Annotated in this window: 17 protein-coding genes and 3 pseudogenes; 10 read left to right on the forward strand and 10 right to left on the reverse strand. The window is 68.7% G+C overall.

Annotated elements, in window-relative coordinates; translation table 11 throughout:
- Positions 1 to 2: 2 nt before the first annotated feature.
- From ACIPJI_RS13940 to ACIPJI_RS13955, 4 genes are all read right to left on the reverse strand, one after another.
- Entirely contained in the window at positions 3 to 1,235 is a 1,233-nt protein-coding gene (locus ACIPJI_RS13940) for a type III PLP-dependent enzyme (RefSeq protein ID WP_402246339.1), read from the reverse strand.
- Positions 1,232 to 3,001: an IucA/IucC family protein gene (locus ACIPJI_RS13945; protein ID WP_402246341.1), complete on the reverse strand. Its 1,770-nt coding sequence runs from the start codon at positions 2,999 to 3,001 to the stop codon at positions 1,232 to 1,234. Before ACIPJI_RS13945 ends, ACIPJI_RS13940 begins: the two co-directional genes overlap by 4 nt.
- 93 nt (positions 3,002 to 3,094) lie before the next feature.
- Positions 3,095 to 4,873 carry an IucA/IucC family siderophore biosynthesis protein gene (locus tag ACIPJI_RS13950; protein ID WP_356624142.1) on the reverse strand — a complete coding sequence of 593 codons (1,779 nt, stop codon included), beginning with the start codon at positions 4,871 to 4,873 and terminating at the stop codon, positions 3,095 to 3,097.
- A complete protein-coding gene (locus ACIPJI_RS13955) occupies positions 4,870 to 6,060 on the reverse strand; it encodes an acetyl-CoA carboxylase biotin carboxylase subunit family protein (protein WP_402246343.1) in 1,191 nt (396 codons plus the stop codon). The genes ACIPJI_RS13950 and ACIPJI_RS13955 overlap by 4 nt, the downstream gene beginning before the upstream one ends.
- Positions 6,061 to 6,306: 246 nt before the next feature.
- Between ACIPJI_RS13955 and ACIPJI_RS13960 the strand changes: the two genes are divergently transcribed.
- Together ACIPJI_RS13960 and ACIPJI_RS13965 are read left to right on the forward strand one after the other, a co-directional pair.
- Entirely contained in the window at positions 6,307 to 7,158 is an 852-nt protein-coding gene (locus ACIPJI_RS13960; RefSeq protein ID WP_402246345.1) for a (2Fe-2S)-binding protein, read from the forward strand.
- A gap of 57 nt (positions 7,159 to 7,215) precedes the next feature.
- A pseudogene (locus tag ACIPJI_RS13965) lies at positions 7,216 to 7,308 on the forward strand (transposase); the annotation flags it as partial.
- Positions 7,309 to 7,312: 4 nt separating this feature from the next.
- Here ACIPJI_RS13965 and ACIPJI_RS13970 read toward each other — a convergent pair.
- Both ACIPJI_RS13970 and ACIPJI_RS13975 read right to left on the reverse strand, forming a co-directional pair.
- The gene (locus ACIPJI_RS13970; protein ID WP_402246346.1) at positions 7,313 to 7,564 is read right to left on the reverse strand and encodes a VOC family protein; all 252 of its coding nucleotides are present in this window, start codon (positions 7,562 to 7,564) and stop codon (positions 7,313 to 7,315) included.
- A gap of 262 nt (positions 7,565 to 7,826) precedes the next feature.
- Complete coding sequence (locus ACIPJI_RS13975) at positions 7,827 to 8,291, reverse strand: group II truncated hemoglobin (RefSeq protein WP_402246348.1); 465 nt, start codon at positions 8,289 to 8,291, stop codon at positions 7,827 to 7,829.
- Between the two features lie 375 nt (positions 8,292 to 8,666).
- Here ACIPJI_RS13975 and ACIPJI_RS13980 point away from each other — a divergent pair, with 375 nt between their 5' ends.
- From ACIPJI_RS13980 to ACIPJI_RS14010, 7 genes are all read left to right on the forward strand, one after another.
- Positions 8,667 to 9,014, forward strand: a complete 348-nt coding sequence (locus tag ACIPJI_RS13980) for a CU044_2847 family protein (RefSeq protein ID WP_402246349.1) — start codon at positions 8,667 to 8,669, stop codon at positions 9,012 to 9,014.
- Positions 8,963 to 13,042 (forward strand): trypsin-like peptidase domain-containing protein, encoded by a 4,080-nt coding sequence (locus ACIPJI_RS13985; protein ID WP_402246350.1) that lies wholly within the window; start codon positions 8,963 to 8,965, stop codon positions 13,040 to 13,042. The genes ACIPJI_RS13980 and ACIPJI_RS13985 overlap by 52 nt, the downstream gene beginning before the upstream one ends.
- Before the next feature lie 433 nt (positions 13,043 to 13,475).
- Positions 13,476 to 13,934 carry a hypothetical protein gene (locus tag ACIPJI_RS13990; protein WP_402246352.1) on the forward strand — a complete coding sequence of 153 codons (459 nt, stop codon included), beginning with the start codon at positions 13,476 to 13,478 and terminating at the stop codon, positions 13,932 to 13,934.
- Positions 13,935 to 14,925: 991 nt separating this feature from the next.
- Positions 14,926 to 15,336 (forward strand): hypothetical protein, encoded by a 411-nt coding sequence (locus tag ACIPJI_RS13995; protein WP_402246355.1) that lies wholly within the window; start codon positions 14,926 to 14,928, stop codon positions 15,334 to 15,336.
- Positions 15,337 to 15,444: 108 nt separating this feature from the next.
- A complete protein-coding gene (locus ACIPJI_RS14000) occupies positions 15,445 to 15,816 on the forward strand; it encodes a hypothetical protein (RefSeq protein ID WP_402246356.1) in 372 nt (123 codons plus the stop codon).
- Between the two features lie 65 nt (positions 15,817 to 15,881).
- Positions 15,882 to 17,741 carry a peroxidase family protein gene (locus ACIPJI_RS14005; protein ID WP_402246358.1) on the forward strand — a complete coding sequence of 620 codons (1,860 nt, stop codon included), beginning with the start codon at positions 15,882 to 15,884 and terminating at the stop codon, positions 17,739 to 17,741.
- Positions 17,742 to 18,420: 679 nt separating this feature from the next.
- Positions 18,421 to 19,152, forward strand: a complete 732-nt coding sequence (locus ACIPJI_RS14010; protein ID WP_402246359.1) for a hypothetical protein — start codon at positions 18,421 to 18,423, stop codon at positions 19,150 to 19,152.
- Positions 19,153 to 19,161: 9 nt separating this feature from the next.
- Here ACIPJI_RS14010 and ACIPJI_RS14015 read toward each other — a convergent pair.
- From ACIPJI_RS14015 to ACIPJI_RS14025, 3 genes and pseudogenes are all read right to left on the reverse strand, one after another.
- Positions 19,162 to 19,269, reverse strand: a pseudogene (locus tag ACIPJI_RS14015) (IS5/IS1182 family transposase); the annotation flags it as partial.
- A gap of 101 nt (positions 19,270 to 19,370) precedes the next feature.
- On the reverse strand, positions 19,371 to 19,997 hold the full coding sequence (locus ACIPJI_RS14020; RefSeq protein WP_356943113.1) for a hypothetical protein: 627 nt from the start codon (positions 19,995 to 19,997) through the stop codon (positions 19,371 to 19,373).
- Between the two features lie 14 nt (positions 19,998 to 20,011).
- Positions 20,012 to 20,413 (reverse strand): ester cyclase, encoded by a 402-nt coding sequence (locus ACIPJI_RS14025; protein WP_356624158.1) that lies wholly within the window; start codon positions 20,411 to 20,413, stop codon positions 20,012 to 20,014.
- 848 nt (positions 20,414 to 21,261) lie between these two features.
- Here ACIPJI_RS14025 and ACIPJI_RS14030 point away from each other — a divergent pair.
- A pseudogene (locus ACIPJI_RS14030) lies at positions 21,262 to 21,899 on the forward strand (transposase family protein); the annotation flags it as partial.
- 928 nt (positions 21,900 to 22,827) lie between these two features.
- Here ACIPJI_RS14030 and ACIPJI_RS14035 read toward each other — a convergent pair.
- Positions 22,828 to 23,229, reverse strand: coding sequence for a transposase (locus tag ACIPJI_RS14035; RefSeq protein ID WP_402246361.1), 402 nt, complete (start codon positions 23,227 to 23,229; stop codon positions 22,828 to 22,830).
- Positions 23,230 to 23,251: the final 22 nt, after the last annotated feature.

The following is a 23,251-nucleotide window of genomic DNA, read 5'->3' on the forward strand; positions in this document are numbered from 1 at the left end:
CGTCACCGGGCCGCCGGAGAGTGATGGTCAGGCCTCCGTCGATCGAGGAAGTGGAAGCCGGGACGGGGGTGCATGAGGAAGTCGTGGTGCGAGATGTTCCACGCGTAGGCACCCGCCAGGGCGAATGCCACCCGGTCGCCGGCCCGCAGACACGGTGCCGGGACATGCCGGGCCAGGAGGTCCTTGGGGGTGCACAGCTGGCCGGTCAGCGTGACCCTGTCCTGCTGGGCGGCCGGACGGGGCCAGGGGTGCGGCCACGTGTCCACCGGGAGGATGGAGCAGGGCTGGTCGTGGCCCTTGGTCGCTGGGGTGCGCAGGTGGTGCGTGCCGCCGCGGACCACGGCGAACTCCTCACCGTGGCTGTGCTTCACGTCCAGCACCTCGGTGGCGTACCAACCGCAATACGCGGTCAGGGCGCGGCCCGGCTCGATGCGCAAGGTGAGGTCGGGGTGGGCGGCCGTGAGGCGGGTGAGCCCGGCGCCGTACGCCGTCCAGTCGAAGCGCTGGTCGGGCGCGGCGTAGTCGACGGTCATGCCGCCGCCGACGTTCACCTCGGCGAGGCGGACGCGGTGGCGGGCGGCCAGCTCCGTCGCCCACGTCACGATGGATTCGGCCACCGCGAGCTGTTCGGGGGCGCGCAGACCGCTGGCCAGGTGGGCGTGGACGCCGCGCAGATGCAGATGCGGGTCCGTTCCGTCGCTGAGCAGGCGGACGACCGTGTCGGCGTCGCCCGGGTCGAGGCCGAACGGGGTGGGCCGGCCGCCCATCGCCAGCGAGCTGTCCGCCAGGGAGCCGTCGGACACCGCGAGGTTGAAGCGGAGCAGCACCCCGGCCTTCGCGTCCGCCCGCCGCGCAAGCTCCGCCAGCATGTGCAGCTCGTACACGCTCTCGACGTGGAAGCGTTCCACGCCCAGTTCCAGCGCCGAGGTGATCTCCGCCGGGGTCTTGCCGGGGCCGCCGAAGGCCAGCGGGCGGCCCGGTACCGCCTTGCGGACGTGGGCGAGCTCCCCGCCCGAGGAGACCTCGTAGCCGTCGACGTACTGGCCGAGCGCGGCCAGGATCTCCGGCTCCGGGTTGGCCTTCGCGGCGTAGTACAGCTCGACGCGCTCGGGCAGGGCCGCCCGCACGGCGGCTGCGTGCTCGCGCAGCGCCGCCAGGTCGTAGACGTACGCCGGGAGCTCTTCGGCGGGCAGGGACAGGACGCGGTCACGCACCGCGGCGGTGGGCGCGGTCATCGTGCGTCGCTCCAGGTGTCGTGGTCATGGACCGCTTCGGACAGCACGTCCTCGGCGAACGGGGACGGCAGACGGACGTAACCGGCCTCGCGGTCGGCCTTGCGTTGCCAGCGCGTCAGCAGGTTGGCCTTGGCGGGCAGCGGTACGCCCGCGAGCAGCGCGGCGAGCCGCGGCGGGCAGCCGTACCGGTCCGCGTACGCCTGGAGGGTGGCCCGGACCTCGGCCCACAGGGCGCGCTCGGTCTGCGGATGGAGGTCGGCGACGGCGGCGAGCATGTCGGCCACGTGGTTGACGAGCAGGCAGTAGACGACCCGGTCCCAGCCGCGCTGCGCGTCGTACGTCATGGGACCGGCGACCGAGGCGGGCAGCCCGTCGAGGGCGTCGGCGTGGTGCTCGGGAACGAGCTTGGTGCCCTCGAGATCGCGGAAGATGACCTGGGCGGGCATGCCCTCTTCGTCGACGCAGACGAGGACGTTCTGCAAGTGCGGCTCCAGGACCAGGCCGTGGTCGAAGTACGCGGCCAGGACGGGTGGGACGAGCAGCTTCAGGTACGCCGACCACCAGTCGAGGGCGGTCCGGGGTCCTGCCCCTTCGAGGAGCCGGGAGATGTGGCCGGGGCCGGTCGGATACTCGTCGGCGACGGCCGCCGCGAGCAGCGGGGTGGTGCCCGGCAACAGCCTCGCCGCGAGGCCCTCGCGGACGATCACGCCGAAGCCTTCGAACAGAGCGCGGTCCGGAGCGCCGTCGGGCCCCGGCAGAAGCAGGCTTCGGTAGGCGGGCTCGCGGAGCACGGCGCTGCCGGGGAAGCGGGTGGCCAGGGCGTTCAGGACCGGCTCCAGCAGCCGGGTCATGGCCACCGCCCCGGACAGCTCGTAACCGGCGTTCTTGCGCAGGCAGTTGGTGATCCGGACGTTCAGGCTGAACTTCAGGAACGTGTCGCCGTCGTACAGGGTGCGCACGGACGCGGTGGCGGTGAACGGCTTCCCGGCCGGGGCCATTTCGAGGATGTCGCCGCGTTCCACGGCCTCACGCAACCCGGGGTGTCCGCTCAGCATCTCGTACTGCCATGGGTGGGCGGGCAGCAACCGGTAGCCGGCCGGGACGTCGGAGCGCAGTTGGTCGAGCACGTCGGCTGAGCCGTGCTCGGCGGTCTCCTGCGCGACGAGATGCTCGCGCACCGCGAGGTGGCGGAGTGGGAAGGAGGCCCCGGTCTCGGGCGCGTACGACAGCCATGATGCGGCGTCGCCGCTGCGTGCCTTGGGGGTGGGGTGGAAGCGATGGCCGAACAGCAGCGACTGCTCGGAGGCGAGATAGGTGGCGAGCCCGTCCGTGACGCCGGCGCGCGGCTCGGGCCGTGCGGCGCGTACGCCGAGGGCGGCCGCGACCGCCTGGTGGCTGGAGGCGATCTGGTCCAGGAACTCCTCGTTGCGCACGCCTGTGCGCGACGACAGCTCGTCCTGTGTGTACGTGGCGAGGCGCCGCCAGCCGATCTCCGTCCAGTCGCCGTCGCGTTGCTCCCTCACCGGCCCGGTGAAGCGGTGCGCGCCGAGCAGCGACGTACGGCGCAGGGCGACGCGCAGCAGTACGCCGCGGCGGGGCAGACGCAGCAGCAGGTGGCCGTCGGTGACGGCGGTCCGGTGCTCAGGGCCGGGCATCTCTCTCAACAGGCAGTTGAGGAGAGTGTGGGCCACGGCGTCGTCCGCGGTGGGAAGCCCGCTGGGGGTGGCGGCAACGGGGGTGGTACCGATCGAATCGGTCAGCGACATAAACGGCTCCAGCGGATGCGGAGAGAGCGGAGGTTCAGGGACGGAGGGCCGTGTTTCCCGTGGCCGGCCGGGGCGTTGGTGGTGCGGGGGCGCTCATCGTGCCATCGCCGCCCTCAGGAGGTAGTTGGGGCCGGTGGTGTAGTGCTTGTTGATGTCCGCTGCCCCCGAACGCTCCTTGGTAAGCAGCGTTCCCGCGGTGACCATCGCCTTGACCGGCAGCTCGTGAGCGTCGAGCACATGGGCGCGCAGGATCCCGCCGGGCTCCCCGGCCCCGGTACCGAGCCGGTCGACGGCCTCGGCGAGCCGGTCGCGTACGAGGTCGAGCAGCGTCCCCAGCGGGGCGCGGCCCCGTCGGGCGAGCCCGAAGGCGTAGGCCCCGGTGCACAGGTGGACGGTAATGGTGGTGAACAGGTCGGTGACCGGCCTGTCGTCCTCGCCGAAGATCCGGGCGTCGTCGAAGTCGGACGGCTCCGGGGCGTCGGCTCCCAGCGCCTCTCGCATGCGGGCGGTGTTGATCCGCGGCCCGTCGTTGTCCTTGAGCAGCAGCCGTAGGCGGGTTCGGCCGTTACCGTCCCGGTCCAGGACGACGGAGATGTTCTGCTGGTGGGACTCCAGCGCGATGCCGTAGCCGAAGAGCGTGGTCTGCCAGTCGAAGAGCAGGGTGAGGCAGGCGTCGAGCAGCGCGATCGGGTCGCCGCAGTAGAAGCGGTCGGCCAGGTGGTCGATCACCATTGCGCCGCTTGGTGCCTCGCTCAGCAGGGCGGCCATGGGCGTGACGACGGCGGTGTCGAGTCCGGCGGGGTAGCGGCGGGCGAGCACGGCCAGGAGTTCGTGCCCGGCGTGGGCGTACACCGTCTCGTCGGCGTGCAGAACCGTGTCGCGGAAGCGCGGCTCGCGGGCGACCACCGTTCCCAGGAGGCGCTGGCAGGCGGCGCCGTCGACGAGGGTGCCCGGCTTGATGGTGCGGCGGTTGCGCAGGCCCAGGGTGGCGGTGGCGAGCGGCAGCTTGAGGTGGAGGGCCGGGTCGGCGGCGAGAGCCACCGTACGCATCGACAGGGTCGGTACGGCCTCGAGATACGGGGGGTCGGCGAGCACGGCGCGGTCCTGGAGGCCCGTCGCCCGCAGTGCCTCGCGCAGGGGCGCTCCGACGGTGAGCGGGTGGACGGGGAGGGCGATATGGCTCCGGAAGAGCTCCGGGAGGCCGAGGATCGCCGGCGTGGGCCACCGGTCGGGAAGCCGGGCGGTGCCACCCGGGACGGTGACGGCCTCGCGCGGCACGGCGATCCAGCGCAGCGCGAAGCGGGGGTGGAACTCGGGTGCGTAGGCGCGCAGTTGCTCCTCGTCCAGGCCGGAGCGTCCTCGCGCGGTGGGGTAGACCGGGTGGTCATGGCGGGCAGCGAGGGTGTCGTGGGCGAGCCCGCCGGCAAGGCCCGTCCACTCGGCAGGGTCGGCGCCGTGGCGGTCGGTGAGACGGCCGGTGACCTCCTCGCGGGTGCGGGCGTGCAGCCGCATGGTGGCCAGCGTCTGGTGGCACTCCTCGGCGAAGGCGCCGAAGCCGGCCCGGTCGGCGGGGTGCGCGTGTGCGCTCATGGCGGCGAGGACGTCGTCGTGGGACACAAGCTCACGGCCGTCCGACTCCCGTACGAGCAGCGGCAGTCGCGCGGTGTACGTGCTCTGGAAGCCGTCCTCGACGACCGGGAGCAGCAGGGCGTCACCGTCCGCGTCGTGGGGGAGCCGCAGCCAGAGGCCGTCCTCCCGCTCCACCGGCGTGGAGCGGGTGCGCAGGCCCGCGACGTCCTCGCGCAGCAGCGCGCCGAGCACGCGCAGCAGCAGGTCCGCCTCCGTGTCGACGGCTGTGGTGGTCACCGTCATGGGGTGAACTCCCAGCGCTGAGCGGCGAGGAAGTCGGCCACGACCCGGTCGACGGTTTCCTGCTCGGTGCCGGTGGCCCGGACCACGCCGAGGTAGTCACGGTTCGTGTGGTACAGACCGTGCCGCTCGCCGATTTCGCGCAGCGGCCGGTACGTCAGGTTCACACCGTCCACGACGAGATCGGCGGCCGCGGGGGCCGATGTCAGCGTGCCGGCCCTGTCGGCGCAAGGGCATTCGAGCCGGGCTGCGCCGTCGGTACGGGCGCCCAGGTCGGCGGGCAGCGGCTCGCCCAGGTGCGTACGGAGTATGTGCTCGAAGAGCGGGATGCCCAGCAGTTGGGCCAGCAGCAGGTCGCACTGGTCCCCGATGGCACGGTAGTTGACCTCGATGATGCGGGCGCGGCCCTCGTGCACCACGAACTCGGTGTGGCACGCGCCGAAGCCGACGCCGAGCGCGTCGAGCTGGGCGAGGACCTGCCCCACGACCGGCTCGGGGTGAGCGGCCACGAAGGTCATCCGCTCCTCGATGAAGTACGGCGGGGCGGACAGTTCGGTGTGGAAGCCGCCCAGGACGTGGCGTATGCGACCGTCGCCGAGAGTTTCGAGGGTGTACAGCTCACCGGCCAGGTACTCCTCGACGACCAGCGCCGCTTCCGGGCGCCGTTCCTGGATCTCCTTGCAGCGCAGCAGGAGGTCCTCGGGGCCGTCGGCGAGCACCACGTCCTCGCTGGCCACGCCCTCGCGGGGCTTGACGACGCATGGGAACGGCACGTCGAGGCCGGTGAGTACGGCCGGGTCCTGGCCGGCGGCCAGCTCGGTAGACCACACCGTGTCGCCCCCCGTCGCGGCGAGATGGCGGCGCATGTGCGCCTTGTCCTTGGCGCGCAGCGCGGCCTGCCAGGGCTTGGCGGGAAGCCCGAAGTAGTCGGCGGCGAGGGCGGCCTGGGTCTGCAGGTGGTCGCTGTTGGTGAAGATCGCGTCGGGCGAGCGGTGGGTCGCTGTCCGGGTGATGACCGCGCGGAAGTCGCGTACGTCGCACTCCAGGACCTCGATGTCCGGGTGCGTGCGGCGATGGGCCCGGGGCTGGTCGGTGAGCACGGTGACGTCGAGGCCGAGCCGGGCCGCGGCGGGGAGGAAGCCTTCGGTGACCGAGTCGGTGGGGTTCAGTGCGAGCAGGTACAACCGCATGGGCGAGTGGCCCCTTCCGAGTCGAGGACGTGGGGACGGCGGCGTGGGGAGAGATCGGCGGCGGCGCAGGCACCGACCGGCCTTCGTCCTCGGCGCGGCAGCCGAAGTTAGGCGACCCTAAGTTATCAACTTCCGTTTGCCTCGCGGAAATCGACCCCCTTGATCGCGGGGGCGGGGTGTCTGAATAAGGTAAGGCTTACCTTTCATCTGTGACACCCGAGCTTGCCGCTTCGTGAAGGACTGCCGATGACCATGGCCACAGGGGCCGCGACAGCTGACCCCGCCGTGACCGCGGCCTCCATGCTCGCCCGCACCTACCTCGACCTCGTGGCCTCATGCGAAGCGCTGAACGTGCGGATCGCTTCCGAGGCATCTCAAGTGCTTCTCAACGGGGCCGAACTGACGCGGAGCGAGAAAGCACTGGATGCCTTCATCGACGCCGAGGCCGACCGCATCCGGGAACATCACAGACATGCTCCCCGCAGGGACGTTGCCGCCTCCCGCGCCCTGCACGACTACCTCTGGTCCGTCGCTCTGCTGATGAGCGGAGCCTGGTACCTGGAGCGGCGCGTGCCGCGCATCGCCCCGCAGGATGTCCGCATCGACGTCGCGGCGGCCGCGTTCGAGATCGTCCCGGGTTCCGGCTTCGCCTGCCTGTCCGACGACCCGGCGGCCGGGATGCCCGGTGTCCGGGTGGTGGCACACGAAGAGGCGCTGCGCGCCGAGTTGCGTGCCGCCGTCGCCGACCACGTAGGACCTCTGCTGGCGGCTGTCGGGCCCCATGCGCGCCGCAGGCCAAGGGCCTTGTGGGGCATGGCCGCCGACGACCTGGTCTCCGGGATCTGGTACCTCGGCCGCATGCTCGACCAGGAAGATCGAGCCATCCAGGCCGCGACCGAGTTGCTCCCGACGGCGATCCCGCCCTTCCCCGGCGGCGCAGACTTCCGCCGGCTGGCAGGTCGCAACGGGCGGCGGCACCCGACCCGCACCCGCCTCGGCTGCTGCATGTACTACACCCTCGACGCCGCCCAGGCGTGTTCGACGTGTCCCCGAACGTGTGACGCGGAGCGCCTGCGGAGGCTGGAGGACGCGGACTGACAGTGGCGGAAGCGACGGCGGGCCGGCAACGCGGCGTACTGGTGCCGCATCAGGGTTCAGGGCAGCATGATCCGCCGCTACATCATCTGGCGGAACCAACACGCCGCCGGCGAACGCCTGCACCAAGTCGTCAGTAGGGCAAACGCTGCCGGATTCAGTCATCGTCGCGGCATAGGCAGAAAGGGTGGCCGGCCGGGTCGAAGAGCACCCGGACGTTTTCCTGCGGCTGGAAGTCCGCCACGGTGGCGCCCAGAGGGACCGCCTCGGCGACCGCTGAGTCCAGGTCGCCGACCTGGAAGTCGAAGTGCATCATCAGGCGCTGGTCGCCGTCGGCCGGGGGCCACACCGGAACCCGGTAGCCCTCCGCCTGCTGTAACGCAGCACGGTCCTTGAGGGGAGGCGGCAACGATGGCTGTTCCCGGCTCTTCGTGCCCGATGCAGCTCTTGGCCGGCGACCGCGACTCGGTGTCTGTGCCGTTGGGCGAGCAGGGACGAGCGGCGGGATGTGCGGACGCTCGTAGGGCCGTCATGGCGTTCAGTGTGTTCGTCCGTCCGCAAGAACGCCGCCGTCCGTCACGAGGCGACCCGGTGTCGCAGTCCTCGCAACAGACCGGTCCGCCCGCCTCGCCAGCCCTGACCTGCCTCGCCCCAGCCCGTTCCGCCGCGGCTCAGCGCACGCCGTTCCAGCCCCAGCGCGGGGTCGGACCCGGGTCGCCGAGGTCCGTGCCGGCCGAGACGGCCGAGACCTCGCGGGCGATCTTCGTACCCCAGTCGAAGTACTCCACCACCCGGCGGCGCAGCACGTCGTCGTCCGGCAGCTCCTTCGCCACCGCTTCGCTCATCAGCTCCATCCAGCGCAGCCGCTGCTCCTCCGTGATCGAGAGCCCGAGATGCACCCGGAGCAGCCTCTGGTGGCCGCCCAGCGCGGCGGTGAAGTCGGCAGGTCCGTCGAAGACCTCAGCCAGCCAGACGGCGACATGCTCGATATGGGTGGAGGTGAAGTCGGCGAAGACGGGGGCGAGCAGCGGATCGGTGAGGACCGCCTCGTAGAAGGTGTTGCTCAGCCTGCGCAGCGCGTGCGTGCCGCCCACGGCCTCATGCAACGTCTCGGGACGCCCGTCGGGCCCGCTCATGGCGAAACCTCTTTCGTACGGAGCGGTGCTGCGGAGTTGTGCTCCGTCCCAGGATTGCCGCGGCACGGCGGGCGGCCCAGGCGGCCCTGCCCAACATAGATGCTCCCGACTCCCGGATGCGCGACACACCCGCGACTGGTCGCGGGATCTCGTCGACCGGATCAGGGTCCTGCCTCACTGGCTCCACTGGCCATGCCGGATCGGTCGGCTCCATCGGTGGCGGCGTCTCGCGAAACGTCCGTTCGCTGCGCTTGTGGCTGGCACAGGCGTGCGCGGGCGCGGCCGTACGGCTCACCTCGAGATGCGGTATGTAACGGATCTGGCGGATGCTGGCGGGGTTCCTGGAGGACGAATGCGAGAGGCGGAGGGGACGTCTTGGCACCTACAGCACGGATTCCGCTGGATGGCGGGAGCTTTCTTCTGGTCGAGCAACCCGCCGCAGGGGACGGGCCGGTGAAGGCCGGCCGCGTCGGCGATGCGGTGCGCGAGATGCCGGGAACCCTGCAAGCGGCACTGGAGCCGGTCACTGAGGCCGCACACGCCACTCTCGGCCAGTTACGCAAAGCCCGTCCCGACGAGATCACCATCGAGTTTGGTGTCGACCTTGCGTTCGAGGCCGGGGCCGTGATCACCAAGAGTCAGGCGAGTTGCCACCTGAAGGTGACCATGTCATGGCAGAACGACGACTTGGGTCACCCGCCCGCGGGCGAGAGTACGAGCTGATCCCGGTGACCAGCGGGGAGAGGAAGCCGGGCGGCGGCATCACATCGGACCTTCTCGCTGCCGTGGCCCAGGTCCTGGGGCCGGACGGGGCGGTGGCCGGGGCGGGATTCCTGGTGGCCGAGGGTGTCGTGGTCACCTGTGCGCACGTCGTCGCCGCGGCCGCGGCCGGGCGCGGGGAAAGTGTCCTGCTGGCCTTCCCTCACGTGCAGGGTGCGGACCGGGTGGATGGGCACGTCCTGGGTGAGCTGTGGCGTGCAGCCGAGGACGAGGACGTAGCCTTCATCCGGCTGAGCAGTACGTCGACGGGTATGCGGACGCTGCCATTGGGCTCCGCTGAGGGATGCCGGGGCCACCAGGTGCGCTCATTCGGATTCCCCGCCCAGGCCCCGCCGGAGGGACACTTCGGCTTCGGCGCGGTCGGCGATCTGCTGCCGCGCCCGGATGGCAGGGGCGCGCATCTGCAGCTGACCGCCGCCAACGACCTCACCACGGGATTCAGCGGCGGACCCGTCCTCGACGAGGTGACCGGCCTGGTCATCGGCATGCTCACCGAGATCACCGCCCCCGACGACTACGAGCGGGGGCAGGACATCGCCTACGTCACTCCGACGCAAACCTTGCGGGGGATTCTGCCGGAGCTGGCCGAGCGGGAGGTGTGCCCGTACCGGGGGCTGGAGCCGTTCACCGCCGAGCACGCCCGGTGGTTCCAGGGACGGAAGGAGGCGGTACGGCAGGTCGTGGCGAACCTCGCCCAGCAACGGCGGCTGACGCTGCTCCTCGGGCCGTCGGGGTCGGGCAAGTCCTCGTTGATCCAGGCAGGTGTGCTGCGCGCGCTGGCAGCGGGGGAACTGCCGGGCAGTGACCGGTGGCTGCCCGTGCTCACCCGGCCCAGACAGGACATGCTCACTGAGATCGAACGTGCCGGCCTGCCAGGGGCAAGCGACGAGGGGATCGCGGCGGCGGTGAGCCGGAAACTCACAGCCGAACCCGGCTGTGAGCGCATCCTGCTGATCATCGACCAGTTCGAGGAACTCTTCACCCAGCCGGGCAACGGCCGACAGCGACTCCAGCTGGCCGCCGCCGAGCAGATCATCACAGCGGTCGGCTCCCACACCCAGCTCAGTGTGATCCTGGTGATGCGCGACGACTTCTACCCTCAGCTCGCCGCCAAAGAACCCGAGTTGCTGGAAGCCGCGATGCCCGGACTCCTCAATGTGCCGGGCACTCTCAGCCAACAAGACCTGCACGACATCATCACCCTGCCCGCCCTGGACGTGGGGCTCCGCTTCCAGCCGGGACTGGCCGAACAGATCATCACCGACGTCATGGCCACCACCCCCGAGGCGGCGACCACCCGCCAGGCGCCCGTCACGGTGCTGCCCCTGCTGGAGATGACACTCAGCCAGCTGTGGCTCCGGCGGCAGGACGGCTACCTCACCCATGAGGCATACCGCCGCATCGGAGCGGTCAGCGGAAGCGTGACCACATGGTGTGACAGCGCACTGAGCGAATTGTCCCCCGAGCAACGGGCCATCGCCCAACGGACACTGACGTCCCTGGTGCACCCCGCTGACCCCAGCAACAACGTCAGAGCCGTCCGCACGCAGGTCCCCCTCGACGAGCTGCGCGAGCTGGCAGCCGACCCGCGCGACACCCCCAACGGCGAGAAGACGGCAGTCGACGACGTCATCGCCGCCCTCACACGCCATCGCATCATCACCACCCAAACACTTCGGGTCCCGCAACAACCCAGCGCTCGTCCTGGGGAACCGGTCGCCGAACTGATCCACGAGGCGCTCATCCGTGACTGGGGCGCACTCCGTGAATGGGTCGACCAGGACCACCGCTTCCAGGAGTGGCTCGACCACGCCCGCGAGCGGCAGACCCACTGGGCCACGGGAAAGGACCCGGAAGACCTCCTGGGCGGGACAGCACTCGCAGAGGGCCTCGAATGGTCACGGCGACGCCGCCTGCCGGCCGAGATCACAGCCTTCCTCACCGCCAGCAAGCAGCGGCAACGGGCCGCCATCCGCCGCAGCAGACGACTGAACGTGATCCTCGGCGGTCTGCTGGCCCTCGCGCTCGTGGCGGCGGGAGGCGCGATCTGGCAGTGGCGAACAGTCATTGCCGCACGACAAGCGGACCTGTCCCGACAGCTTGCCGCCCAGTCCAACGAACTCATCGACACGAATCCGGAACTCGCCGCACTGCTGGCCGTCAAGGCATACCGCACCAGCCACACGCCCGAAGCACTTGACAGCCTGCAGAAGGCCGCAGCCTTGCCCGCACATCGTCGCCTGTCCGGGCACGCTGGTGTGGTGCGCGCGGTGGCGTTCAGCGCCGACGGCCGCACCCTCGCTAGCGTCGGCACCGACCGAACGGTACGCCTGTGGGACACGACTACCGGCAAAACCCGCACCAGGCTCACCGGACACGACGGCGCGGTGTGGTCGGTGGCGTTCAGCCCCGACGGCCGCACACTCGCCACCGGCAGCGACGACAAGACCATCCGGCTATGGGACCCCTCCACCGGCAAAACCCGCACCACGTTCAAAGGACACGACGGCACGGTGTTGTCGATGGCGTTCAGCCCCGACGGCCGCACACTCGCCACCGGCAGCGACGACAAGACCATCCGGCTATGGGACCCCTCCACCGCCAAAACCCGCACCACGTTCAAAGGACACAACGAGGCGGTGAACACGGTGGCGTTCAGCGCCGACGGCCAGATACTCGCCACCGGCAGCGACGACAAGACCATCCGACTATGGGACGCAACTACTGGCAAAACCCGCACCACGCTTAAGGAGCACACGCAGACGGTGACGTCTGTGGCGTTCAGCCCCGACGGCCGCACCCTCGCCACAGCGGATGACTACGACGTTCTCCTGAGGGATGCGGTCACCGGCAGGAAACGCAGCACACTCGCCAACACCTCAGGGCGCCTTGTGGGTTTCAGTCCGAACGGTAAGACGTTAGCCACAGCGAGCGACCGCCTTGTTCAACTGTGGGATGCAGCCACTGGGTCCCCTAGAGCCACCCTCTCCGGACACGCGAACGTGGTTCTCTCGCTGGCCTTCAGCCAGGACAACCGTACTCTCGCCACCGCCGGCCTCGACAAGACGGTACGCCTGTGGGACGCGGCGATCGGTGAAGAGCCCACGACACTTACCGGACACAACGAGGCGGTGAACACCGTGGCGTTCAGCCCCGACGGCCGCACACTCGCCACCGGCAGCGACGACAAGACCATCCGGCTATGGGACCCGTCCACCGGCAAAACCCGCACCACGTTCAAAGGACACGACGGCGCGGTGTGGTCGGTGGCGTTCAGCCCCGACGGCCACACACTCGCCACCGGCAGCGACGATGGAACTGCACGCCTGTGGGACCCGTCCACCGGCAAAACCCGCACCACGTTCAAAGGACACGACGGCACGGTGTTGTCGATGGCGTTCAGCCCCGACGGCCACACACTCGCCACCATCGGGAACGACGGAACCATCCGCCTGTGGGACCCGTCCACCGGCAAAACCCGCACCACGTTCAAAGGGCATGACAGCGCGGTGTGGTCGGTGGCGTTCAGCCCCGACGGCCACACACTCGCCACCGCCGGGGACGACGGAACTGCACGCCTATGGGATGCAGCCACCGGCAAAGAACGCCATACTCTGACCGGGCACACCGGAGCGGTGACAGGGGTGGCGTTCAGCCCCGACGGCCACACAGTCGCCACCATCGGGATCGACGGAACCATCCGCCTGTGGGACCCGTCCACCGGCAATACACGCACCAGCCTCACCGACCCGATGCGAGAAACGCTCTCCCTGGCCTTCAGCCCCGACGGCCGCACCCTCGCCACCTCCAGGTACGACGGGACAGCGCGGCTGTGGGACATCAACACCTCCCTCAAACCAGCCCAGGCAATCAAGCACATCTGCCGCACCTTCAACCGCGAGCTCACCCCAGCAGAGCGCACGGCCTACCTCCCCGACAAATCAAACGAACCCGTCTGCCCCTCGGACTGACGGCGGACACCGTGAACCGTCCCGGGTTCGGTAGAGATCGTCAGAGGCGCTGTTCACGTTGTTGGATGTGTGAGTGCCTGATGGTGTGTCGGGTGTGGTGGGGCCGTATTACGGGTCCGTCCTGAGGCCGCGGCAGGCAGGCCGGTGATGCCGGCGATCTGGTCCAGGTGGCGAAACGGACGGTCATCTCGGCGCGGTAGTGGGTGGCGGTCATCAGGTGGCGGCGTGGCCGCGATTGGGGCCGTGGCGCGATGCCGGCCGGTTGCGCGTGGGTCGGGGGCCGCCGGCGGGATGACTCTGCGGCGTGGGACACCTCGGCCGGACCGGCTGGGCGCACGGCTGGTCACACCGGCCTGGCCGTAGCTCTGAGATGCCGGGAAAGGCGAACCGAAATAGGATGGTGTGACGCATGGGACCGCCCTGGAGGTGCGCGATGAGCCACGACACGGGTGCGGACGTCGACGAGTTGCTGACCATGTCGCGGCCGGAGCTCGACCGGCTGTTCCGCGCCAGTCATCCCGGGGAGGTACCTCGAGGTGAGGGACGTGGCACCGTGCTTACGGCGCGCGGTGCGAAGGTGTCCAAGACAGTGGCCGCGCTCGCGCGTCTCCTCGCATGGCAGGGGAAGGTCTTCGACCGCGACGGCGGCGGTCTGCGCAACAGGGTCACGCCCTTCGGCATCCGGGCGATACGTGCGAAGGTCTACCAGGACGAAAGCCTGCTGGACGGCGGCGAATGCACCGTCCTGGACTATTCCCGCACCTCGCTTGTCGCGCACTGGATACGTGACGAGATCCGCCAGGTCGGCCCCCATCTCTATCTGGGAATCGTCTACTGGGGGCGGCGCAGGATCCTCAATTTCTCCCTGCACTTCGCCGGTCCGCATACCTGAAACGTCCTGCTACACACCGCGGCGACGGCCCGTCAGCCGCGCGGCTGGTGGGAGGTGCCGGATATGCCGCACCAGTCGGCAGTAACGGTCCTGGCCACCGTGCCCTCGGCCCGGGTCGATGATGCGGGAGGTGCTCGAAGAGGCCGACCGGAAGGCAGCGGGTGAGGTTTTCCGGTTCGCCGAGGTGGAGGGGGTCCATTTCGCGCGGCTGGTTCTTGTTCCCCAAGGTTCTGACAGCGCCGGGGCGTTGCTGTCGGCCAGCGTCGTCTACATGCGGCAGCGTGCCGGTCGAGAAACTCTTCGATCGCCTCGCGCAGCCGGGCCTCGTTCAGCATCTGCCGCCGCCCCCTGCCGACGGTATTGACATAGAAGGTCGCGCACGGCACGCAACGCGACCACAGCCAAGCGATCCGCTCGCTTTCCGAAGGCCCGCCCGCCGGATATCCGTCTGTCGGGTAGGAGTCCCCACCCGCACACGCGCCGCCGTCCAGGAATACGTCACCGGTCGCGAGGACCTGGCCTGGGCGCGTTCGCGGCCCGCGCGGCCCGCCCTGTGCTGGCGGATCCGCCAGGCGGCCCATCTCGTCGGTGTCCCGCTGGCCGGGCTGGCGTTGTTGCCCTTCCTCGTGTCGCTCTGCCGGTCTGGGCCGTGCTGGTGAGATGGCATGAACGTCGTGACGTTCCCAGCCGGAAGCGTCCGGACCGCGACCATGTGCGCGAGCTCGCCTCATACGAGGGCTTCGTCGTACAGAACCCCGTTCACCGCCGTCGGCGCGGTCAGCCCGGCCGGTGCCACTCCGGATGTCGTGGAGAACCTCAAACTGCAGCGGCATGTCTTCGACGGCACCCTCTCCTGCATTATTTCCTGAGCCCTCGCGACCCGCCCCTGTGCGACATGGTGATGCAGGGGTTGTACGCCAAAACGCACTCAAGTCCACTGGAGGCCCGGTACTGGAGCTGCACGCCGTATCTGCTACGTGAGGGCCAGGCCATGCAGTACTTCCTGGTCCCGCGCGATGGAACGCACGCGGGTGTGGGGGAACCCGCCGGCGGCTACTTGCGGGAGGCGCTGGCCACGTCGTTGCGTGAACGCGACCTCACCTTCGACTTCCTCATCCAATGGCAAACCGATCCGCATCGGATGCCGATCGAGAACGCCTCGGTAGCTGGCCCGAACGGCTCTCCTCGTTCATTCCCGTGGGCCACGCTGCGGCTGCCGAGACAGGATTTCGACGCGACGCAACACTTTGCCCTTGCCGACCGGCCGTCTTTCAACCCTTGGCACGCGCTGCCCGAGCACCGGCCCCGGGGCAACCAGAACCGCGCCCGCCGCGCCATCTATCTCCGGCTCTCCGGGCTCGGGCAATCGAATGAACGGCACACTGCACGAGGACCCCGGTGACGGCACCTGACACGGCTCGGCCACGCGGAGCAGTCGGCGCGCGTCCCGACGGGGCATGCCCTAGCGTCATATGTGGCATTCACTACCCCTTGGGAAAAGGCGATGACCATGGACGGCCACACAGTCGCGCGATACAGCCTTGCCGGAATCCGGCTGGTGAACGGCGTGGCGGCACTCCTGGCCCCCCAGGTGGTGGCCCGCCGGCTGGGGGCGGACCCGAGCCGGCCGGCGTTGATCTACGTGCTGCGGATGTTCGGTGTGCGAACCGTGGTCCTGGGCGCCGAGCTGCTCTTCCTCAAGGACCCGGACGAGCTCGACCGGGCACTGCGCGTCGGCACGCTCATCCATACGAGCGATGCGCTGTCAGCCGCCTGGGCCGGGCAGGAAGGGACGCTCGCCCGGCGGCCGGCGATGGCCGCCACGGCGATCTCGACGGTCAACGTCGCCCTCACTTTTCTGGCCCACCGGCGGAACTGCTGACGTCTGGCTACGCGCTGACCATGCCTTCATGAACACCCGCACCGGACGCCGGAAGGAATTCCACGATGGGCAGAGCTCACGACGACTCAGCGGGCCGCACGACACCGCGAAGTGCCGGCGAGACCGGAACCGGGTCCTGGTTCGTCCAGTTGCACAACAAGCTGGCGCTGGCCGTCGACCACAAGGTCGGCTGGCAGAACCTGCCGAAGTCGGTCGGCATGCTGACCCTCATCGGTCTCCGTAACAATCTGCGCCGGAAGAACCTCTTCGACACCAGCACTTACCCGACACAAAACCTGCCACCGATCGGGCCGTCGGAACCGCGGCACCTCACCGAGCGCACAGCCGACGGTACGTACAACGACCTGGCGAACCCTCGTATGGGTATGGCCGGTTCGCGCTTCGGCCGCAACGCCCCGCCGGAGCGGAGCTTCCCCGAAACCGAGCCGCAGATCATGTCTCCGAGCCCACGTGAGGTGAGTCGAGCCGTCCTCACGAGGCATGAGTTCGTCCCCGCGGAATCGGTCAACGCCCTTGTCGCGGCGTGGTTGCAGTTCGTGATCCGGGACTGGGTCAGCCATGGGCAGGGCACGGTGGACCGCTCCTGGCACATCCAGCTGGTCGACGACGACCCCTGGCCCGCCCGGCCGATGGTGGTGCCGCGGACGCTCGCCGACCCGACCCGCCCGGACAGTGACGACGGGCTGCCGCCGACGTACATCAACGAGAAATCGCACTGGTGGGACGCGTCCCAGCTCTACGGCGACGACCTGGCCGCCCAGCGGCAGCTACGGACGGGAGAGGACGGCAAACTCAAGGTCCCCCGGAACGGATCGCTGTTCTCGGACGACCCCGAGCGGGACCCGGCGAGCGTGCCCGGGTTCTGGGTGGGCCTCGCCATGATGCACACCCTGTTCATCCTGGAGCACAACGCCATCTGTGACAGGCTGCGCGGCGAATACCCCGGCTGGTCGGACGAGGAGATCTTCCAGAGGGCGCGCCTGATCACGGCGGCACTCATCGCCAAGATTCACACCATCGAATGGACTCCGGCGGTCATCAGCCATCCGACGATGGTCACCGGAATGCGCGTCAACTGGTTCGGCATCCTCGGTGAGCGTGTGCACCGGCTGCTCGGGCGGGTCAGCTCGAGCGAGGTGCTCAGTGGCATCGTGGGCGGGCGTACCGACCACTTCGGCGTCCCCTACGCCCTGACCGAGGAGTTCGTGGCCGTCTACCGGATGCATCCCCTGGTCCCCGACGACTGGAGCTTCCGCTCGGTCGCGGACGACTCCCTGCTGCAGGAGGCGACGTTCCGGGAGCTGGCCGGGCGGCAGGCCTATGAGATCCTCGGCAAACACACCCTGCCGGATCTCTTCTACTCCTTCGGCACCTCGCACCCGGGTCTGGTGACCCTGCACAACTACCCGAAGTTCCTGCAGGAGTTCCAGCGCCCCGACGGCAAGCTTATGGACCTCGGGGCGGTCGACATCCTGCGGATCCGGGAACTCGGCGTACCGCGGTACAACGAATTCAGACGCCTGCTTCATCTTCCCCCGGCGGAGGATTTCGACTCGCTCACGGACGACCCGGTCTGGGCCGAAGAACTGCGTCGGTTGTACGAGGGCGACATCGAACGCGTCGACCTCATGGTGGGCATGTTCGCCGAGCCCCGGCCGAAGGGTTTCGCCTTCAGCGACACGGCCTTCCGGATCTTCGTCCTCATGGCGTCCCGCCGGCTCAACAGCGACCGTTTCCTCACCAAGGACTACACGCCTCAGGTGTACACGCAGACCGGGCTGGACTGGATCGAGAACAACAGCATGGTCAGCGTGCTGCTGCGGCACTTCCCCGAGCTGCGTTCGTCCATGAAGTCGGTGAACAACGCGTTCGCCCCCTGGAAGGCGTCCTCACCCGCGCGGTGATCACGCCCGGTGCCCGTCGGGTGCTGGGCCGTGGCCTCGCAATTTTCGTCGGTGGCCCGCTCTTTCCCGGGGATGACCCCACAGCATGTCAAGAGAGTCAAGGGCAGCTACTCGCTCCGCGCTCAAGGCGTTCGCCTGGCCCAGTACGCGTTGCCGGCCAAGCCAGACGCCGAGGCAGGGCGTCGGCAGCCACTTCCGTGAGTTGTTGGCTTGACAACTTTTCCATCGTGGCGACCGCAGTTGCGGGTGCCAAGTGGCCGGTGTCTCATGAAGTTGTGAGGGGGCGGTTCAAATGGATCCTGTGTACTGCTGCGAGGACGCATAGGACGGCAGCGGTGTCCCACGCCCCGCGTGCCTCCAATAGTGAACGACTCGAAGCGGATCACGATGCTCCCGGTAACCGGGACGGCGCACGAGAACTTGGATAGGCGGGGAGTTAGTCCTGGCGCGGTGATGGACAACGACGGAAGTCCACAGGGGCAGGCGTACTTCCGGATCGATAAGTGAGATGATGACCGTGAACATCACGGTGACACAAACCAATCCGCTCTCCCTGACGATGCCGCACGTCGTAACCAAACCGGTGATCAAACCGGTGATGTAGGGTGAGTTCCTCGAAGAGGTACAGCTGACCGCGACGATCCATGAATTCCTGTTCAAGGTCACCAAGGATAGCCACGTGTTTTGGGTGGGTGTCGCGGTACCGTTCGGCACCACCGACTTCTCGCAGATACAGGTCTTCTTCCACCCGACAGTCGTCCAGCTCCGGCCCCCGCCGCAGCCCCCGATCGTCCACGCCGCGGAAGCCGATTACCACACCTTCACCGGCGGCTGGTCAGGCAGCCTGCAACGGTACATCGCGCTTCAGGGCAGCCAGTTGGCGTCCGTCCGGCGTGTTCCGCTGCTAGTCCCATTCACCACCATGGCCGCGCTCGGCGCTGACCGTGAGCAGAACATGTTCTCCATCGACCCGGTCGCGACCCTCAGCAAAATCACAGCGGCCATCCAGGCCGCGTTCGTCCCGTTCCTCCCGCCGCCGAATCTCACGAACGTCGGCGTCACCTCGCTCAGCTCCGGCATCCAGGCCATGCGGAAGTTTATTGCCGCGATGAAACCCTCGGGACTCATACGCGAAGTCATCGACTTGGACAGCCCCTTCATCCTCACCGAACCTGCGGAGCTGACCCCCTCACCCGGCGCCGTATCCAGCTGTTACACCCAGCGGTTCCGGCAAAGCCCGCCCGCGGGCTACCGGTTCATGCCGACGAACAGCTTCTCGCACGTGCCGAGCTTCCCCGACTCCGACGCCGGCGCGCACGCGCACGCCTGTATCGGCTTCATGATGTACCACACAGCCATGATCACCAGCAGCATCACCGCATCGTTGGGCACCGCTCCGATACCCCACTGAGACGTCGTTTCATTTGGTGAGGCGGCGGTGGCAGATGAGGGCAGCAGCTATGCCGACGAAGGCGAGGAAGTGTTCAGCCTTGCGCTCGTAGCGGTGTCCAGGCCGTCGCCGGCCTGCTCTCGCACCAGCAGACAGCCGACCTCGACCTGGCACGACCGAGCTGAAAACCCAACCCGGCCGGGCCCTCGACGTCTCACCGCCAACCATGCACGAGCTCGTTAGGGCAGGGGCTGCTGGATGAACGAGCCGAGTTCCTTGACGTCCGCGGTGTCGCGGAGGGCGGCGAGGCGGCTCTCGTTGTTGGGTGACGTACCGGTGTCCACGCCGAAGAAGAGGAGATGGCGGTCGGCGTCGTTCTGCCGGAGCAGTGAGACGTTCAGGACGTTTCCGCTTCGGGTGGAGGGTGCGCCGACACGGGTGGCGAGCTGTGTGTCGACCGCTTCGGCGAGGTCGTCGGCGGTACGGCCGGAGGTCGGGCGCAGCTCGAAGAGGCGGACGTCGTTGCCGAGGTCCCGGCCGGGGTCGGTCTGCCCGGAGGTCTCCGTGCCGTCGAGCGAGGCCAGAGCGACGAAGTGGAACGAGCCCAGGTGGTCGATCCGCGTGATAGCCCCGAGGTTCCCGATCGTGGTGGTCGGGTTCCAGGAGCTGTCCGTGGACACCAGCAGAAGGTGGCGGCTGTCGGCGCGGTCCTGCAGCAGGCGTACCGCGCTGACGTTGCCGAACCGGCCAAGCTCGCGCATGGCGCTGACAACGTGGTTCACCACGGCGCTCTTGATGTCCTCGGGCGTCACGCCGTTCTTGGGGTGGAGTTCCAGCGCGATCACGGTGCGCTCTGCGGATGCCATGGATGGATTCCGTTCTATGGATGGGTGAGGGGCCAGAGAAGCCGATGCGAGGCGACCTTGCTGTCCCGTACTTCGGTCAGGCTCACGCCATTGGCACCCAACTCCTGCGGTCGATTGTTGCCCTGCCGGTCGGTGAAGGTGTGGATCTTCGACTCGCCCGTCGCCTGCCAGACCGTCCACACAGCGTGGTCCTCGACGAACATCCGATCGATCGTGAACTTCAGATCGCGGTAGAGCGATTCGTACAGCTTCAGGTCCGCCGCGAGGATGTCGAGCCCGGGAAGCCCGGCGAAGGTCTGCCCCTCGGGCGACTCGTAGTTCTCGTGGACGATCTCCCTCGCCGCTTCGAGATTGTTCTGATTCCACACCTCCTCGAAGAATCGGCGGACGAGTGCCTTGTCGGACTCCGCTGTCATGGGGGCTCCTCTGTGGGACGACAGGACCGAATCTATGGTCTCGTCCATCGCGCCGCTCGGCGGCCGCCCGGTGGTGCCCGCCACCTGGAGGACACCATGCCGGAGTTCTCTGACGGCAGCCGGGAGGTCTCGGCTCTGCGGCCCGTCCGCGCTCAGGTCGCCGCGGTGACGGCGGCGACCGTGGTGACCGTCGCGACCGCCGCCTGCATGTTGCGGATCGCGTCGCGGACGGTGTTGCCCGCCCACTGCCCCTCGGGCGATCTCCGCCATACGCGGCTCGACCTTCCGCTGGCCCCGCCACTGCGCCGTGACCGCCACTGGCCCAGGGCCGGAAATCCAGCTGGGGCTCTTTCAGCTCACCCGAGAGGACTCGCAGATGAGTCTCACCATCACCCTCAAGAGCATCAAATGCCTTGAGGAAATCAACGAATCTTCCGCGTCGGAGGAGCCGTATGTTCTCGTCACTTCCGCCGATCTGAGTCGCCGATCCCGGGGTGTGGGAGCTCCCCCAAGCCTCCATGTGTTCCGGTACGGCGTCGTCTGGGAAGACTTCGACGAGGGCGAAGTCAGAGAAGACGGCCACGTGCCTTTCTGGGGACTCGACTCCCACCCCGAGCGAAATCAATCATCCCGACGACGTTGCACTGATCGTCTCTCTGATGGAGAACGACAACGCGGACCCCAGCCAGTACGCGGCCTACGTCAAGACGGCAGCCACCGCGTCCCTGCTCGCGTCCGTGGGCGAGACCAACAAGAAGTCGCGGTCCACACGACTGGTGCAGGACATCCGGAACGCTCTCGACGGGGTCAACTTCCCCATCCCCATCCCCTTCGCCTTGGACGACGACCGCGCGATCGGTGAGATCCGCGCTCTTCTGGCCGAGCGTGGATGTGCGGTCCCCGATCGCCCTGGCCTGCGGCTGCGGACCCTGGCGGATGTGTTCGCCTACGCCCAGGCCGGGGGCATCGAGCTGCGGCTGGACGCCACCGAGATCCAGGTCCGCCGCCCCCTGGCCGGCCGCGGCGGCAGGCGCGCGTTCGTCTCGGGCAAGAAGAACCAAAACACGATGAAGGCCACCATCGTCGCTGACGGCCAGGGCCGCACGCTCTGGGCTGACGCCATGCGACCAGGGCGAATGCATGACGCGACCGCCGCACGCAACGAAGGCATCGATACCTGTTTCCGGCACTTCCCCGACGTGGAGATCCTCCTGGACGACGGCTACCTCGGCCTCCGCCGTGACCATCCCGGCCAGGCGGTGACCCCGCCCAGGAAGGGAAACAAGATCAGCCCGCCCGAGGTCCTCGAAGCCCGCCTACGAGCCCGACACCGGCACGCCTCGAAACGTATCACCGTCGAACACGCCCTCGCCGACCACAAACGCTGGAAACAACTGCTCCGCTGGACCACCGCCGCGAGACCCTGCCCACCACCTACCGAGCCATCGCCAACCTCGTCTCCGACCGCACCACCGCCACCCGCTGACACAAACCCCAGCTCAGGCCCCCACGTCTTCACAGCAATCACGCACCAGCTCGTTACCTCGGATGCCCCGTACACGCTGGTTGCGATCGGGTTCAACCCTGCCAGTGCGCGGCCGGTCACGACAGCGGCCTGGCATGGACAGCCTGCCGTTGATGCCCTGGCGGTGAGCGCCGGCCACCGGGTAGTGCCTGTCGACGACGGCGACGACGGCAGGTTCTCCAACCCGTACCTCGTCGCGGTACCGAAACCGGCCACGGACAAGGAGACGGATGCGACCCGGGCCGCGGCAGCCGAGGCCGCGGCGGCCGCCGTTCCCCCCTCGTCGGACGCGCAGGCCGCCAGGTTGCAGGGCCGCCCGAACTTCGTCACCACGTTGACCAGCCCCTACCTGTGCACGTCCAACCCCTGCTCGTACGCGTTCACCGTCAAGAACGAAGGGGACGCGGCAGCCGAGGCGGTTCTGCATGTCAGCTTCCCCGGCATCCCCGACCGGGCCCACCCGCTCGGCACCCTGGGCCCGCGGGCAGCAGGAACACCGTCAGCCACTCGCGCTGGTCGATCAACCCCCGCATTCGGCGGGAGACATGGGTGTTCAGCCAGTCCCACACCAACACGTTCGGCGCACGGACGAGCTGGTGGGCGCCGTCAATCAGCACGATGAAGTCCCGCTCGCCCATAGGCACAGCCGGGTGCGCGAACCGGGCCGCATGGCGATCAGCCCGGCCACCGACAGGCGTCCCGAACGGCGCCCGCTGATCGTCACAACCGGCGTCACGCCGCGCCGGCCCCAGGTACGCCCTTGGGGCGGACGGCGGGTGAAGCCTGCCTCGTCCTCGAAGCAGATGTAGCCCTCGCAGGCCGCCCGGTTTTTTTACCTCCGCCCAGGTCACCTCCTTCCACATGCTCACGGCCTGGTCATCGCGTTCGGCTATCCGTCGGGCGGGCACCGGAGGGAGAAGCCGAGCCGGTGCATCAACCTCGTAGCACCCGAGACGCTGTAGGAGATGTGGAACTTCCTGCCGATCGGAGTGGCCACCCGCGCCGCGGTCCACACCTGGTCCTCCACCCAGCCGTGCGCGGCCGGGCCCAGCTCGAGAAGGGCGGCGAGTTTCTCCCGGCAGCGCAGGGACAGACGGCACCATGATCCGCTCGGGCCACGGGACGCCAGTGCCCCTGGGCCGCCGTCCCGCCACAGCTGGTGCCACTGATAGGCCGATTTCCGGCTCACCCGCAGGCGCCGTGCGACCTCTGGCGGCTTGATCTTCTGTTCGAACAACTCGGCCGCCTGTGTCCGTACGGCCTCGCGGCGCTGAAGTTCCGCAGGCGTCAACCCGCCTCCATCCGCATACCTC

The organism is Streptomyces sp. NPDC086835, assembly GCF_044745705.1.
GTDB lineage: Bacteria > Actinomycetota > Actinomycetes > Streptomycetales > Streptomycetaceae > Streptomyces.

What these genes read in the sequence shown, in the direction of transcription:
- ACIPJI_RS14005 (WP_402246358.1), top strand. Translation starts at nt 15,882, where the DNA reads ATGGGCAGAGCTCACGACGACTCAGCGGGCCGCACGACACCGCGAAGT.
- ACIPJI_RS14000 (WP_402246356.1), top strand. Translation starts at nt 15,445, where the DNA reads ATGGACGGCCACACAGTCGCGCGATACAGCCTTGCCGGAATCCGGCTG.
- ACIPJI_RS13940 (WP_402246339.1), bottom strand. Translation starts at nt 1,235, where the DNA reads ATGACCGCGCCCACCGCCGCGGTGCGTGACCGCGTCCTGTCCCTGCCC.
- ACIPJI_RS13990 (WP_402246352.1), top strand. Translation starts at nt 13,476, where the DNA reads ATGAGCCACGACACGGGTGCGGACGTCGACGAGTTGCTGACCATGTCG.
- ACIPJI_RS14020 (WP_356943113.1), bottom strand. Translation starts at nt 19,997, where the DNA reads ATGGCATCCGCAGAGCGCACCGTGATCGCGCTGGAACTCCACCCCAAG.
- ACIPJI_RS14025 (WP_356624158.1), bottom strand. Translation starts at nt 20,413, where the DNA reads ATGACAGCGGAGTCCGACAAGGCACTCGTCCGCCGATTCTTCGAGGAG.
- ACIPJI_RS13955 (WP_402246343.1), bottom strand. Translation starts at nt 6,060, where the DNA reads ATGCGGTTGTACCTGCTCGCACTGAACCCCACCGACTCGGTCACCGAA.
- ACIPJI_RS13975 (WP_402246348.1), bottom strand. Translation starts at nt 8,291, where the DNA reads ATGAGCGGGCCCGACGGGCGTCCCGAGACGTTGCATGAGGCCGTGGGC.
- ACIPJI_RS13945 (WP_402246341.1), bottom strand. Translation starts at nt 3,001, where the DNA reads ATGTCGCTGACCGATTCGATCGGTACCACCCCCGTTGCCGCCACCCCC.
- ACIPJI_RS13960 (WP_402246345.1), top strand. Translation starts at nt 6,307, where the DNA reads ATGACCATGGCCACAGGGGCCGCGACAGCTGACCCCGCCGTGACCGCG.
- ACIPJI_RS13950 (WP_356624142.1), bottom strand. Translation starts at nt 4,873, where the DNA reads ATGACGGTGACCACCACAGCCGTCGACACGGAGGCGGACCTGCTGCTG.
- ACIPJI_RS13985 (WP_402246350.1), top strand. Translation starts at nt 8,963, where the DNA reads ATGGCAGAACGACGACTTGGGTCACCCGCCCGCGGGCGAGAGTACGAG.
- ACIPJI_RS13995 (WP_402246355.1), top strand. Translation starts at nt 14,926, where the DNA reads ATGCAGTACTTCCTGGTCCCGCGCGATGGAACGCACGCGGGTGTGGGG.